The sequence below is a fragment of the Deltaproteobacteria bacterium genome (genome assembly GCA_029860075.1).
Taxonomy (GTDB): domain Bacteria; phylum Desulfobacterota; class JADFVX01; order JADFVX01; family JADFVX01; genus JAOUBX01.
Map to the genome: position 1 here is coordinate 51614 of JAOUBX010000004.1, position 14472 is coordinate 66085.

Sequence of the window (14472 nt, forward strand, 5' to 3'; positions counted from 1 at the left end):
TTTAACCTAAAAGTAGAATTTAGGTTTTATTTATAAATCTCTTCAATTCTATATTTAGTAAATCTCTCCCACCTGAGACTCATATTTGCCAGTATGTTAATGGAGCTTTCAAGATCATCCTTTGCAGCGCCTTCCTTAAGTTTTGAAATTATGAATTTTTTCACTTTTGCCGGATGCATTATATAATATCGTGATATTATATACTTTTTGTCTTTAGGAAAAACCCTTGTTTCAAGAAGGCTTTTAGCCTGGAAGTGATTCCCCCCTTCGGGAACCATGATGGTATATTTCTTTCGGCTATATAAATCCTTAAGCCTGATCTTGTCACCTGATACACGCAAAATCTCAAAAATACTCCTCACACCTTCTTTGAGCTTAATAATTTCTGCACGTTTCGCTGCATCATCATTTTTTTCCACATACTCATCAACAACCGACTGGCCTCCCTTCCGTCTGTCAAGCGCATACCACTCGAGGAAAGTACCTATCCTCATGTCATAGGTTACTTCTTCGCCGAAAATACCTCCACTCTGGCTGAAGTAATCTTTCTTTGCGCCGGCTACGTCCTCTTCACGGCCACTGACAGAGATATAGTCTATAACTTCATCTATAAGTTCCTGAATCATTTTTTGTCCATCATATTTGTAAACCTTTTGAAGAGATAAGAAGCATCATGGGGCCCGGGAGATGATTCGGGGTGGTACTGCACCGAAAAGGCAGGAAACTCCTTTGAGGCAATTCCTTCTACCGTTTTATCATTAAGGTTAACATGAGTAAGCTCGGCTTTTTCTTTCAGAGACTCATAATCAACAGCAAAGCCGTGGTTCTGGGATGTGATTTCCACCTTGCCTGTTGAGAGGTCCATAACAGGCTGGTTGCCGCCCCTGTGACCAAACTTGAGTTTATATGTTTTACCGCCAAGGGCAAGAGAAAGGATCTGATGTCCCAGGCAGATACCGAATATAGGCTTTTTGCCCAGCAGGTTTTTAACATTTTCGATTCCATAACCAATTGGCTCGGGATCACCGGGACCGTTGGAAAGAAAAATTCCGTCAGGGTTCATATCAAGTACTTCCTGCCAGGGTGTCGATGCAGGAACAACATTGACGCGGCAGCCTGCGGCAGTAAGGCATCGGATGATATTAAACTTGATACCAAAATCATAGGCGACAACATCATATTTGAAGTCACTCACCTTGTCGTAAGCTGTCGCTATCTTCCACTCCCCTTCATCCCTGCTGTAGGGTTCAGTGCAGCTTACTTCTTTAACCAGATCCTTGCCTACGATGGAAGGAAGTGCGGCAGCCTTCTTTTTGAGACTTTCAATATCGCTATCGACGGTGGATATAATACCCTGCTGTGCCCCTTTATCCCTGATATGCCTTGTAAGAGCCCTTGTATCAATTCCTTCAATGGCCACGATATTATGATCAGCAAGAAACCGGCCGAGGCTTTTTTGCGAACGCCAGTTGCTGGGCACCTCAAAATATTCCTTTACAATAAAACCGCTTAGATAGGGTTTTCGAGACTCATAATCCTCTTCATTTATGCCGTAGTTTCCCATCTGGGTGTAGGTCATATTTACAAGCTGTCCCCGGTAGGAGGGGTCTGTAATAATCTCCTGGTAGCCCGTCATGGATGTATTAAAACATACTTCACCGGCAGCCTCACCGCCGGCACCAAAGGATTCCCCCTTAAAAATCGTTCCATCTGCAAGAGCCAATATGGCCTTATTCATAGCCTTCACCTTTATAAACAGTTTTTCCGTTAACGATTGTATATACGGCCCTTCCTTTCAAGGTCCAGCCATGAAAGGGCGTATTCTTACTTTTTGATTTCATTTTTTCTCTTTCTACTTCAAATTCCACATTAGGGTCGAATATGGTTACATCGGCTGCAGCTCCCTTTTGCAGGGTTCCCCCATCGACGCCAATGACCTTTGAAGGATTTACTGTCATCTTGCACACGGCTTCGCTAAGAGTCAGTACCCCTTCATCAACCAGTCGCAGTGTGAGCGGCAGAAGCGTTTCGAGACCGATAATACCGTTAGCAGCATACTCAAACTCGACATCCTTTTCTATCGTCGAATGAGGCGCATGATCCGTAGCTATTGTATCGATAGTGCCATCCTTCAGACCCTTTCTGATGGCGTCAACATCTTTACTGTTTCTCAGCGGTGGATTCATTTTAGCGTCTGTATTGTATCCCTTTACCGACTCTTCATTTAATGTGAAGTGGTGAGGCGCCGCTTCCGCCGTTACCTTGACACCCCGCTTCCGGGCCTCCCTGACAAGAGAAACGGCCCCTTCCGTACTGATATGGGCAATATGGAGCTTCGCCCCTGTCAGTTCGGCCAATGCAATATCACGCATGACGATAACGTCTTCACAGGCATTGGGTATTCCCTTAAGCCCCATTATAGTCGAAGTGTAACCTTCATTCATGGAACCATGACAGGCAAGATCAGGATCTTCGGCATGGGATATGACGGTCAGATCAAGCCCCCGTGCATACTCAAGTCCATTTCGCATGACCTCCGCATTGCGCACCGTCAGTCCATCATCGGAGATAGCTACAATGCCCGCTTTTTGCATGGAAGCAATCTCAGCAAGGGATTCCCCTTTGAGACCCTTCGATAAAGCGCCGATGGGATAGACTTTAACATGACCCACCTCTTTTACCTTCTTCATGATCGATTCCGTGACGGAGGCATTATCATTGACGGGAAGAGTATTCGCCATGCAGGCAATGGCCGTTACACCACCGGCAGCAGCAGCCAGTGTCCCGCTTTCAATGTCCTCTTTATATTCGTATCCCGGGTCCCTCAGGTGAGTATGTATATCGATAATGCCGGCGATGACGGTAAGGCCTTTAGCATCGATCACTTCATAAGCATTATCTTTTACCGAGCCGCCAGGGACGATATCCTCAATCGTTCCATCTTTAATAAGAACATCAAAATCACCATCCAGGTTCTGCGAAGGATCGATCACTCTGCCGCCGCGTATGAGCCTCTTCATATGTTCCCTCCCTGCTGAGAGCCTGAAAGAAGGTACAAAAGAGCCATCCTTAGGGCAACGCCGTTGGAAACCTGATTAAGAATAACCGAATAGGGGCCGTCAGCCACTTCAGGTGCAATCTCAACACCCCGGTTGATAGGGCCGGGATGCATGATTAGGACGTCCTTTTTCGCCCTTTCAAGCCTTTTGAGATTAAGCCCGAACATAATGGAATACTCCCGATCTGTGGGAAAAAGGGCTCCATCCATTCTCTCTTTCTGAATTCTAAGCATCATGATAACATCAGCACCATCCATTGCCTCTTCAATGGTATAAGCCACATCAACACCCATCTTTTCAATACCGACGGGAATCATGGTGGGAAAACCTGCAACAACGACACTGGCACCCATCTTCCTTAGACCGTAAATATTGGATCTCGCTACCCTGCTGTGCGATATATCACCAATAATGGCAACGCGAAGCCCTTCTATCTTTCCCTTCTTCTGCCTGATTGTGAGCATATCCAGGAGAGACTGGCTCGGATGCTCATGGCAGCCATCGCCTGCGTTGATAACCGATGATTTGACTACCTCTGCTATCTTGGCGGGAGCCCCTGACGAAGCGTGCCTGACCACAATAATATCGGGGGCCATGGACTCCAGGTTTTTGGCCGTATCAACGAGTGTCTCTCCCTTTGTTGTGCTGCTCGTGGAACCGGAAATATTGATAACATCGGCGCTCATCCTCTTTCCGGCTATTTCAAAGGAGGTTCTTGTTCTCGTACTCGGTTCAAAGAAGAGATTGATTACCGTTTTACCTCTCAGAGCAGGTACTTTCTTGATATCCCTTTCAGAAACCTCAACCAGTGACTGGGCCGTATCGAGAATAAACTCGATTTCTTCCTTATCAAGATCGCTAATAGCGAGAATATCTTTTCTTTTCAGTTGCAAAGAATCACCCTATGGATTTAATAATGTCTACAGCCAGCTCACCATCGAGCCTTGCTTTTATAACGTCGTTTCTTGATGTGGGAATATTCTTACCTACAAAATCAGCCTTAATAGGAAGCTCCCTGTGCCCCCTGTCGACGAGTACGGCAAGCTTTATCATCTTGGGTCTGCCGAAATCGATGAGTTCATCCATGGCCGCCCTCACCGTTCTCCCCGTATACAAAACATCATCAACAAGAACGATAATCCTGTCATCAATGGAGAAGTCGATTTCCGTACTTCTAAGAGTAGGGTGATGTGTACCGACGGAGAGATCATCACGATAAAGCGTTATATCGATAATTCCGACCGGTATTTCAATACCTTCGATCTCTTTAATCTTTTCGGCGATAAGCTGAGAGAGAATCACTCCTCCACTCCTGATACCGACAAGAGCCAGATTATGAACCCCTTTGTTGGCCTCAATAATCTCGTGAGATATTCTGGTAATCGCCCTGTTAACACCGGCACTATCTTGAATGTTCAATCGTTTTGTCATCACAGATTAGCCCCTAAAAAAAACCTCTCTATCGGTTGGATAGAGAGGTTCCCTGAAATTTTCTTTTGAAAAAATACCATCTTTTTTACCTTATTAATCTCTCTGGATTAACTTAAAGGTTCGTCATTTATGTTCTGTTTTTTTGAGAACTAATTCTATATGAGCAGGCGCTTCCAGTCAATAGTAAATCCCGTTGGTTTTGTACTTTTTTGAATAAGGGCAGACACGGGGGTCTGCCCCTACGTTTGAATTATTATTGGTTTCCTGCGATTACCAATCCCCCTTCCCTATTGGGAATCATGTGCTATAATAAGCTGCCCAAATAAAGAAACGAGGATAAAACATGTTCAGAAACAACCTAAAGAGATCGGGAGTATATGATTCAACACTCACAGCGCCACCTGAAGAAAAATGGTCTTTTACGGCTGACGGCATCATACAGACATCTCCTATCGTAAAAGAGGGTATTGTCTATTGCGGCAGCAATGACTACCATATTTACGCCCTTAACGGTAAGACGGGGGAAAAGCTCTGGGCTTTTGAAACGGGGGAGAGGATTAAATCTACTCCTGCAATCAGCGATGGCATTCTCTTTGTGGGCAGCCTCGATGAATATCTTTACGCCATTAATCTGGCGGACGGTTCTGAAAAGTGGAAATTCAAGACTGACGGCGCGATTAAATCATCTCCTCTTGTCCATGATGGGAAAGTCTATTTCGGCAGCCTGGACGGTAATTTCTACGCCCTTAACGCCAATGACGGAAGTGAGCTGTGGCGATTCGAGAGCAATGGAGAGATCGATTCATCGCCGGCTCTCGATAATCATACATTGTACTTCGGCAGTTGGGATGGGAATCTCTATGCCATCGACTGCAATAAGGGTACAGAAAAATGGCGTTTCCCGACAGATGGATACGTTATGTCCACACCGGCAGTCTATGAAGGAATTGTCTATTTTGGAAGTAATGATGCTGTATTTTATGCTCTTCATGGTACATCGGGAGAAGAGTTCTGGAAGTCCGACTGCAGGGCCAAGATCATATCCTCTGCCGCTGTAAATAAAGATTATGCCATCATCGGTTCTGTTGACGGGATTATACACTGCCTTGACGGAAAGACTGGAGAAGCTCTCTGGAGATTTATGTCAGGCCATACCCTTTACTCCTGTGCTTCAATTGCAGGAAAAATGGTTTACATCGGGAGTGAAAACGGCACTGTATATGCCCTTAATATTGAAAATGGGGAAACCCTCTGGACAATCAAGGTAGGAGAACTGATCGAATCAGAAGCGGTTATTGCCGACGGGATGATTTATTTTGGAAGTTGGGATGAGAAGATACATGCTTTTGGGTGAAAGATTATTATGGTGAGTCCAAAAGCTTACGTTCATTACCCCCCCCCTTTTTCAAAGGGGGAAATATAGTCCCTCCCTTTAGCAAAGGGAGGTTAGGAGGGATTTGATTCTTGACAGTTCCTCTGTCTAAAAATCTTGTTATCAGCGAATCAAATTACCAATCCTGCTAAAGCGTATCCCCTTATTATCCCTATCCCACGACCAGTAAAGAATAAAGGCCTTCCCTTTTATCTCGCTGATTTCTACCGTTCCCCAGAAACGGCTGTCATGGCTGTTATCTCTGTTATCACCCATGACAAAGACATTCCCATCGGGTACGACAACGGGACCGAAATTTCTCCCCTTCTGAAAGCCGAAAAAGGAGGTTTCACCCGCCTTGAAGACTGCATAAGGTTCTTCTACCGGTTTATCATTGACATAAACCTGCTTTTTCTTGACCTCGATCTTGTCTCCACCAACACCGATGACTCTCTTGATAAAGTCTTTACTCTTATCTTCAGGGTAGCGGAAAACAATAATGTCCCCCCTGGCAGGCTCCTTTACATCGATAATATTCTTGTTAACAAAAGGTATCTTGACGCCGTAAATAAATTTGTTAACCAGCAAATGATCTCCCACAAGAAGCGTGTCCTCCATGGAACCGGAAGGAATCTTGAAGGCCTGCACAACAAAGGTCCTTATAAATAGGGCCAGAACAATAGCAATGGCAATGGCTTCGGCATATTCCCTGACTACCGATTTATTAAGAAAGGGCATGGAGCGGTCTCTCGCCTTTACAAGGCGCTCTTCCTTGGCGAGAATATCCTTGAGATCACCACGGGCTATGGTATTTTCAAGGGCCATAATGTCCGTTTCAAGAAGCTTGATCTTTTCGTTATCGAGCTTCTTCTTTTTTCTCTTGATAAGGCTCTTTGTGAGCTTTATCTCTGATTCAGCCTCTTTAACGATCTTGGCTGCCGTTTTTTCCTTATGCTTTTCACTCATTTATATCAATACTCCTCAGTCAATCTTAAGTGCTGCCAGAAAAGCCTCCTGTGGAACCTCTACCCGGCCTACCTGTTTCATTCTTTTTTTGCCCTCTTTCTGCTTTTCCAAGAGTTTTCTCTTTCTCGTAATATCACCACCATAACACTTGGCAGTTACATTCTTTCTAAGGGCCTTCACCGATGCCCTTGCAATAATCTTGGTACCGATAGCTGCCTGTATGGCTACTTCGAACATCTGCCTTGGAATAAGTTCCTTCATCTTTTCGGCAATGTCTTTACCACGATAGAAGGCTTTATCTTTATGAACTATCAGCGATAATGCATCAACAGGATCACCATTGATCAGTATATCAAGCTTTACCAGGTTGGAACGTCTAAAATCGGCCATTTCATAATCTAAGGATGCGTATCCCTTTGACATGGATTTCAGCCTGTCATAAAACTCCATAACAACCTCATTGAGGGGAAGCTCATACTCAACAATAACCCTGTCACTGCTTAGGTACTTAATATCTCTTTGAATACCGCGTCTCTCCTGGCAGAGAGAAAGGATAGAGCCGACAAATTCACTGGGGGTATGGATGCTGGCATTAATAAAAGGCTCCTCGATGTACTGAATCTCCTGTGTTGGCGGAAGGTCGACGGGATTTTGTATGCTCAGCACATCACCCTTGACCATAGTTACCTTGTAGGCAACGCTGGGTGCTGTATTTAAAAGGCTAAGTTCAAACTCTCTTTCAAGCCTCTCCTGAATGATCTCCATGTGGAGAAGGCCCAGAAATCCACACCTGAAACCAAAACCCAGGGCAACGGAGGTCTCCGGTGTATAGGTAAAGGAAGAATCATTAAGTTTAAGCTTTTCAAGGGCATCCCTTAAATCTTCATATTGGTTCGTATCGATGGGATAGAGACCACTAAAAACCATCGGTTTAAGTTCCTTGAACCCGGGAAAAGCCTCATCGGTAGGATTACCCGCATCGGTAATGGTATCACCGATCTTGGTGTCGTTGAGTTCCTTGATACCTGCAATAACATAACCAACCTCACCCGGTGAGAGTGAATCCATCTTGCGCATGTTGGGATGAAAAGCGCCAACTTCTATAATTTCGAAGGTCTTATCCGTTGCCATGAGATTTATCTTTGTTCCCTTCTTTGCTACCCCGTTAAATACCCGGACCATCATGATTACTCCCTGGTAGGAGTCATACCATGAGTCAAAGATAAGCGCTTTAAGTTGTTTTTCATCATCCCCCCCGGGCGCGGGTATCCTGCTAACGATCGCTTCGAGAACATCTTCCGTACCGAGACCCGTCTTAGCGCTTGCCAAAACGGCGTCAGAAGCGTCAAGACCGATAATCTCCTCTATGTCTGCTTTTACCCTGTCGGGATCCGCGCTCGGAAGATCGATCTTATTAAGTACGGGGATAATCTCAAGATCATTATCGAGGGCGAGATAAACGTTGGCCAGTGTCTGCGCCTCTACACCCTGTGATGCGTCGACAATGAGCAGCGCCCCTTCACAGGCGGAGAGGCTCCTCGACACTTCATAACCAAAATCAACATGGCCCGGTGTATCGATAAGGTTTAAGGTATATTCATTACCATCTTTTGCTTTGTAAGTAAGTCTTACAGGCTGGGCCTTGATTGTGATACCACGCTCCCTTTCAAGGTCCATCTTGTCGAGAAGCTGCTCCTTCATCTCCCGCTTCGTTACCGTTCCTGTTACTTCCAGAAGACGGTCGGCCAGGGTCGACTTACCGTGATCAATATGGGCGATGATGGAGAAGTTTCGAATTCGTTCCTGTTTGCTCAAGAATGTTTTCCTGTCTTTATGGTATATTTTTGGATGCATTTCAAGGAAGTAAAAATGCCCTGTAAAACGTTAAAGATTATCTTAAATAAGCCTCATTTGTCAAAGGAAAAAGCTTTCTTCAATATTGCATCCTCATAGCAGAATAAGAGCAACACCGGCTGCCATAACGGAGCTTCCAAGCAGCCGCTGTCTCATATTCTCTTCCCGGAAAAGTAGCCAGCCGTAGATGACGCTGAAGATCATACTCGTTCTTTTTATGGAGATCATGTAAGCCACCTCGATGAGTGAAATTGCCCAGAAATGACAGATGAGCATCACGGCATAAGCAAGTCCGATCATGACAAACAAAAGAGGTTTTACCTTGAAAAGCACCCCCTCTTTTCTTCTCCTCGACCAGACAAAGGGAGCAAGAAAAAGAGTAAGGAGGAAAGTATAGGATATGGCGAAAAAAAGTGGCGAAGAGTGTAGAATGGCCATCTTTCCAAGATTTGAAGTAATACTATAGATTAATGCTACAAGTATTATTAATTTAGAGCCTTTTTCATTGTTGATAGCCTTTAGTGGCGCCCAGATTCCCTCCCTGAATTTCTCTACATTCAAGAGGTAGGCGCCTGTCGCAATAAACATAATACCGGCTATACCTGAACTGTCGGGAAACTCGCCAAGAAAGACAAATGAGGTAATAATTAAAAAGACGGGCGTAAGAGCAAGAAAAGGGATGGTAAGAGATAAGGGAGAGACTTTGATTGCCTTCATGTATAAAATAATGGCTGTTATTTCCAGGGGCAGGGCAATAAAAACAATAAACCAGAATTGCCGGTCAAGCTCAGGAATTTCAATAAATGGGAGAAAGCACAGAAGAAAAGGGAGGGCAAAAGCCCACCTTACCCAGGCAATGGTCTCTGCATCACAATCTTTGAGAGCAATCTTGGAAAGGGCATCCGATGTAGCGACAGCCAGCGCCGTCAGTAATGATAGAAAAAACCAGAGCAAGGATTTACCTCAGTAACAATATAAAAGCTATTTGGACACAGATTGACACTGATTTTATTATGATTATGAGAAATCATGATTATCAAAAAACTCTAAAGGTTTGTCTTTTCGAGCTAGGAGTCTGACAGACTTAGGAAATTGTAGCGATAAATATTTTTCTCTTAAACCGTAAAATAAGATAAAGATTTCTCCCTGAGGTCGAAATGACATTAATAGGCTGCCAATATTTTTTATATTTATCATAAAAAATCAGTGTAAATCTGTGTCTATTCATTCAAATCAATCTTTACACATTTCAAATCCCTATTGCAATGAGCGCATTATCATCATAAAATCATGCAACCATGAACCTCATACTCATAGAAGAAAAAGACTATGCCGGCAAAAGCAGAGTTCGTCTTAGAGGCAGGGCTCTCAAACATGCAAAAGAGGTATTTAAAGCGACTAAAGGAGACGAACTGACGGTAGGTCTTTTAAATGGAAAAATGGGTAAAGGACGGGTTACGACCATAGAGAATGGCTTTCTTGACATGGAGCTTAATCTCCATTCCGATCCCCCTCCCCCACTTGCGGTAACTCTCATTATAGCCCTGCCCCGTCCAAAAATGCTAAGCCGCGTACTTGAATCAGCGACCTCAATGGGCGTAAAGGATATGTATATTATCAATTCATGGCGTGTGGAAAAGAGCTATTGGCTGAGCCCCAAACTTGAAGAAGGCAACATACGCGAACACCTCATTGCCGGTCTTGAACAGGCAAAAGACACAATCCTGCCGCAAGTACACCTTCGAAGGCTCTTCACGCCTTTTATTAGAGAAGAACTGCCTGTGCTAATGAAAGGCAGCCTTCCCCTCGTAGCTCATCCGGTGGCATCCGATTCTTTTCCTGAGCGATCCCAGGAAAAAGTAACACTGGCCATCGGGCCTGAAGGGGGATTTATTACGAGAGAGGTCGAAACATTCGAGGAGATTGGATTTAAGACGGTTACACTGGGAGAAAGGATACTGAGGGTGGAAACAGCTGTTCCGGTGCTGCTTTCAAAGTTGAGTTGACGTTATTTGAAAACATTAACTGTATAAAAGTTACAACTTGCTCTTTTCAATATATTCAATACCATCAATCCCCTTAAAATCAGCATCCTGGGTCCAGATAACGGCACGGTTAACACGTGCCGTTGAGAGGATAACACTATCTGCAAGGGGAAGTTTGTTATCTATTCCTAATCGTGCAGCACTTATAGCAATAGAATCACTCAACGCTACAACTTTTCCCTGTTCCATCAAGGCAACTGCCTGTAAGGCTGCATTTTCATTACGCTGTTTTAAAACGACCTTAAACACTTCCAGGATACAAATGGTAGGAACTATCAGGTTTTCCGTTTTCTCGATATGTGGAGCAAAGAAGTCGGCATTAGGGCCGTCTGCAAAATACTCTAGCCAGCCACAGGAATCAACAAGGTTCATAAGCGATCTTTCTCACGAATTACTGTAGTATCAATACCCTTTAGAAATCCCCGCATCTCCTTCATATCCCTCATGGGAATATATTCAATTCGATTTTCATACTGAAGGACCTTAATTTTTTCTCCCGGATGGATGTCCAGCGCCTCCCTGACTGAGAGCGGAATAACAACCTGAAATTTAGGTGAAACGGTTACTGTTTCCATAACAACCTCCATCGATAAGGCTTGCGTTTTACTTAAAGCCTATCGAAAAAACAGCCTGCTGTCAATAAAAACCGTTTAAAGTGGAGAATATAAAGAGTGTTCATAATAGTAAAATTATCAATCCGACAAACTACGCTCTATCAGCCCTGATAGCTCCAGTAAGTCGTCAATAACAAAATCAGCATCAATAAGCGACTTCCTTCCCCTGTAGCCGTAAGTCACACCCACCGTTCTCACCCCTGCGGCCTTTCCTGCCGCCATATCAATTTCACTGTCACCAACCATGACGGCCTCCCCGGGAACAAGATCAAACATTTTAAGCAGGTGAAGAATAGGCTCCGGTGAAGGCTTCTTTTTACCGACGCTATCGCTTCCAAGGATGGCATCAAAGTAATGGCCAACACCTAATTCATTAAGCCCTTTTTTGGCAAACTTTTCGCGCTTGTTCGTTACTACCGCCTTTTTATATCCTTCAAGGGACTGAAGAGTTTCCTCTACACCCGGATAAAGCGGCGTATAATCGACAAGATGCTCCCAATAGTAATCGAGAAAGCGGGCAAGTACTTTTTCCTTGAGCTCCCCCTTTTCAGCAAGCACCTTATCTATGACTATAGATATGCCCGTACCGACAAGGTCACGCATTTCATCAACGGATCTTTCTCGAATACCAAAGGGTTTAGTCGCATAATTGAGGGCATGGGTCAGGTCTATAATGGAATCAACAAGCGTTCCGTCGAGATCGAATATAACAAGCTTAATGGACATGGCTACATATTACCCATCACTTTATGAGAGTCAAGAAAAAAGGAGATAAAGGGGTTGCCCTTTGGGGTCTGATGTCTTATCATTTAGCCCATGAAAAACATCATACTAAAACTGCCATCTGCTCTTCTGCTGATCCTTTTAATCAAAACAAACGCAATCGCAACGGTAAACATAGAGGCTATCAGACAGAGTGACCGTGACGAGGGACTATACAACAACATATCACTTAGCCTCACCCATAGCGAAGGAAATACGGATATTTCCAGCAGAAAGCTGAAGCTTCGTTCTGACCATATTACAAAAAACAATCATGCTTTCATTTCGGCCTCTTTCAAGCGTGGAGAGAAAGACAAGAAGGAATACATGGACAAGGGCTTTGCTCATATAAGGGGGATTATGGCGACAAGCAAACCTCTTGCGGGTGAATTCTTTATACAGAGAGAATATAACGACTTTACCCTTCTTAAAGACAGAAAGCTCATCGGTACCGGAGCACGTATCAGGGCACTTAATGGAGTAAATCAAACATCCCAACTCAGATTATTCCTCGGTCTTGGAGTGATGTGGGAAGAAGAGGTTATCGATTACACACCTGATGAGGAGGAAAAGCTTTACCGTGCCACCAACTACCTTTCCTTCAGATGGGAAGCAAAAGAAAAGGCATCCCTTTCAGCCACCGCTTACTATCAGCCAAGCCTGAAGGGTCCCGATGATTACCGCATCCTCTTTGATGGAACAATCGCTTTCGTCATCACAAAGCAACTCTCTTTCACTTTCGACATAAACTACCGTTACGACAGTGAACCACCCATAGGTGTCGAAAGAGATGACCTTGAGATTACCAATGGCATTAGTCTTAACTTTTAGGAATATTGTAAGCGATGGCTGACGGAAATAAAATCGCCCAAATACTTCTTGATAGTAATCCTGAACCTGAAATAGAACTGGACTTCACAAATCCCCTGGAGCTTCTCATTGCTACCATATTGTCGGCCCAGTGTACGGATAAGCGTGTCAATATGGTAACCAGGCCGCTCTTTAAAAAGTACAAAAGTGCCGAAGATTACGCCAGGGCAATTCCTGAAACATTGGAAGAAGAAATCAGGCAGACCGGCTTTTTTAAGAACAAGACAAAATCCATTATTAACTGCTGCACTATGATTCTTAACGATTTTGGTGGAGAAATCCCACAAACAATGGAGAAGCTTGTAAAGCTTCCCGGTGTGGGCCGTAAAACAGCAAATGTCATCCTGGCAGGTGCATACGGTAAGCAGGCCATCCCTGTCGACACTCATGTCATCCGTTTAAGTAACCGCCTCGGTCTCACTAAATCAAAAAATCCCGACATCATAGAACAAGACCTTATGGCGGCTATTCCCAAAGATAGCTGGAGCAGGTTTGCAACAGCCCTTATCCTCCATGGCCGCAGGGTGTGCAAGGCAAGAAAGCCTCTGTGCAGTGAGTGTGTAATTTATGATGAATGCGACTGGCCGGAAAAAGGGAATTAAATAGAATATTTTTTAACCTCAAAGACACTAAGAACAAAAAGAAAAGATTTTTATTTTTAGGATAAAGCCTCTTAAAAAATCAAAATAAATGAACAACTTTGTGACCTTTGTGCCTTTGTGGTGATATGATATTTTAATCTCATACATTTATTAAGGAATAGAAAATGAAAACTCCCTGTCCAGATGTAGAAGATTGTCTCGAAGCACCGGAAGATATAACAGAAATCTGTCCCTACGAAACCATATGCGGCAGATGTGAATATTATGTGGTCGTAAAGGAGGCCAAAGGACTTCTTACAGGCCGGTGCCGTAAAAAACCTGCTGACGGACTCATCAGTTGCAAAGACGAGATGTGCGATAAGTATATTTTGCGTGGAACTTTAAAGAAAATGAGTGAACAACTGGAGGTATTGGAAATGGATAAAGATGAACTGAAAGATATATTGAAGGAAGTACTTGATGAAACACTCGGCATTACCCAGGTCAAGCTGGGAGATAAATGGGTTGACGGTGAAATGATACTAAAACCCGGTACCGAAGGCTTACAGGAAAAATCGATCCCCATGGATGCCTTTTTTCACAAGATCGTCATGGTGAGAGACCGCCTGAGGGTACTGGAGCAGAAGATTAATTCACACAACGGACTTAGCGATGAGGAAAAGGTGGATATACAGCAATACATAACCCGGAGTTACGGGAGTTTGACTACTTTCAACATCCTCTTTGCAGACAAGAAGGATGGCTTTGTTGGAGATAAGGGGAAGTAGTTTCAACCCCCAGCCTCTCCTTATCAAGGAGGGGGATTTTAAGCTCCCCTCCTATTTTAGGAGGGGCCGGGGGTGGTAAAAACTCAACTTCTAAAAAATCAAATGAAAATAGTTTATTCTTCAACCACCC

General features: G+C 44.1%; 16 protein-coding genes. 5 read left to right on the top strand and 11 right to left on the bottom strand.

The annotated features are described in order from the left end of the window. Positions 1-26: 26 nt before the first annotated feature. From OEV42_02095 to pyrR, 5 genes are read right to left on the bottom strand one after another with little or no spacing between them, the layout of a single operon-like run. Positions 27-626 (bottom strand): hypothetical protein, encoded by a 600-nt coding sequence (locus OEV42_02095; protein MDH3973046.1) that lies wholly within the window; start codon positions 624-626, stop codon positions 27-29. Then, complete coding sequence (gene carA, locus OEV42_02100; GenBank protein ID MDH3973047.1) at positions 623-1738, bottom strand: glutamine-hydrolyzing carbamoyl-phosphate synthase small subunit; 1116 nt, start codon at positions 1736-1738, stop codon at positions 623-625. Before carA ends, OEV42_02095 begins: the two co-directional genes overlap by 4 nt. Then, on the bottom strand, positions 1731-3020 hold the full coding sequence (locus OEV42_02105; protein ID MDH3973048.1) for a dihydroorotase: 1290 nt from the start codon (positions 3018-3020) through the stop codon (positions 1731-1733). Before OEV42_02105 ends, carA begins: the two co-directional genes overlap by 8 nt. Then, positions 3017-3952 carry an aspartate carbamoyltransferase catalytic subunit gene (locus tag OEV42_02110; GenBank protein MDH3973049.1) on the bottom strand — a complete coding sequence of 312 codons (936 nt, stop codon included), beginning with the start codon at positions 3950-3952 and terminating at the stop codon, positions 3017-3019. Before OEV42_02110 ends, OEV42_02105 begins: the two co-directional genes overlap by 4 nt. A gap of 4 nt (positions 3953-3956) precedes the next feature. Then, entirely contained in the window at positions 3957-4490 is a 534-nt protein-coding gene (gene pyrR, locus OEV42_02115; protein ID MDH3973050.1) for a bifunctional pyr operon transcriptional regulator/uracil phosphoribosyltransferase PyrR, read from the bottom strand. 343 nt (positions 4491-4833) lie between these two features. Here pyrR and OEV42_02120 point away from each other — a divergent pair, with 343 nt between their 5' ends. Further along, complete coding sequence (locus OEV42_02120) at positions 4834-5844, top strand: PQQ-binding-like beta-propeller repeat protein (GenBank protein MDH3973051.1); 1011 nt, start codon at positions 4834-4836, stop codon at positions 5842-5844. A 141-nt stretch (positions 5845-5985) separates the two neighbouring features. Here OEV42_02120 and lepB read toward each other — a convergent pair whose 3' ends face one another. The 3 genes from lepB to OEV42_02135 all read right to left on the bottom strand — a co-directional run bounded on the left by lepB (position 5986) and on the right by OEV42_02135 (position 9636). Next, complete coding sequence (gene lepB / locus OEV42_02125) at positions 5986-6600, bottom strand: signal peptidase I (protein MDH3973052.1); 615 nt, start codon at positions 6598-6600, stop codon at positions 5986-5988. A gap of 243 nt (positions 6601-6843) precedes the next feature. Then, positions 6844-8682 (bottom strand): translation elongation factor 4, encoded by a 1839-nt coding sequence (lepA, locus tag OEV42_02130; protein MDH3973053.1) that lies wholly within the window; start codon positions 8680-8682, stop codon positions 6844-6846. A gap of 93 nt (positions 8683-8775) precedes the next feature. Continuing rightward, positions 8776-9636: a DMT family transporter gene (locus OEV42_02135; protein ID MDH3973054.1), complete on the bottom strand. Its 861-nt coding sequence runs from the start codon at positions 9634-9636 to the stop codon at positions 8776-8778. A gap of 344 nt (positions 9637-9980) precedes the next feature. Here OEV42_02135 and OEV42_02140 point away from each other — a divergent pair, with 344 nt between their 5' ends. Further along, on the top strand, positions 9981-10688 hold the full coding sequence (locus OEV42_02140) for a 16S rRNA (uracil(1498)-N(3))-methyltransferase (GenBank protein MDH3973055.1): 708 nt from the start codon (positions 9981-9983) through the stop codon (positions 10686-10688). Positions 10689-10718: 30 nt separating this feature from the next. Here the strand turns inward: OEV42_02140 and OEV42_02145 are convergent, their stop codons facing one another. The 3 genes from OEV42_02145 to OEV42_02155 form a co-directional block, all read right to left on the bottom strand. Continuing rightward, entirely contained in the window at positions 10719-11099 is a 381-nt protein-coding gene (locus tag OEV42_02145; GenBank protein ID MDH3973056.1) for a type II toxin-antitoxin system VapC family toxin, read from the bottom strand. After that, entirely contained in the window at positions 11096-11302 is a 207-nt protein-coding gene (locus OEV42_02150) for an AbrB/MazE/SpoVT family DNA-binding domain-containing protein (protein ID MDH3973057.1), read from the bottom strand. The genes OEV42_02145 and OEV42_02150 overlap by 4 nt, the downstream gene beginning before the upstream one ends. 117 nt (positions 11303-11419) lie before the next feature. Then, positions 11420-12067, bottom strand: a complete 648-nt coding sequence (locus tag OEV42_02155; GenBank protein ID MDH3973058.1) for an HAD-IA family hydrolase — start codon at positions 12065-12067, stop codon at positions 11420-11422. 90 nt (positions 12068-12157) lie between these two features. Here OEV42_02155 and OEV42_02160 point away from each other — a divergent pair, with 90 nt between their 5' ends. The 3 genes from OEV42_02160 (at position 12158) to OEV42_02170 (ending at position 14342) form a co-directional block, all read left to right on the top strand. Continuing rightward, positions 12158-12934: a DUF481 domain-containing protein gene (locus OEV42_02160; protein ID MDH3973059.1), complete on the top strand. Its 777-nt coding sequence runs from the start codon at positions 12158-12160 to the stop codon at positions 12932-12934. Positions 12935-12948: 14 nt separating this feature from the next. Further along, entirely contained in the window at positions 12949-13575 is a 627-nt protein-coding gene (gene nth / locus OEV42_02165; GenBank protein MDH3973060.1) for an endonuclease III, read from the top strand. Between the two features lie 164 nt (positions 13576-13739). Next, positions 13740-14342, top strand: coding sequence for a hypothetical protein (locus OEV42_02170; protein MDH3973061.1), 603 nt, complete (start codon positions 13740-13742; stop codon positions 14340-14342). Positions 14343-14472: the final 130 nt, after the last annotated feature.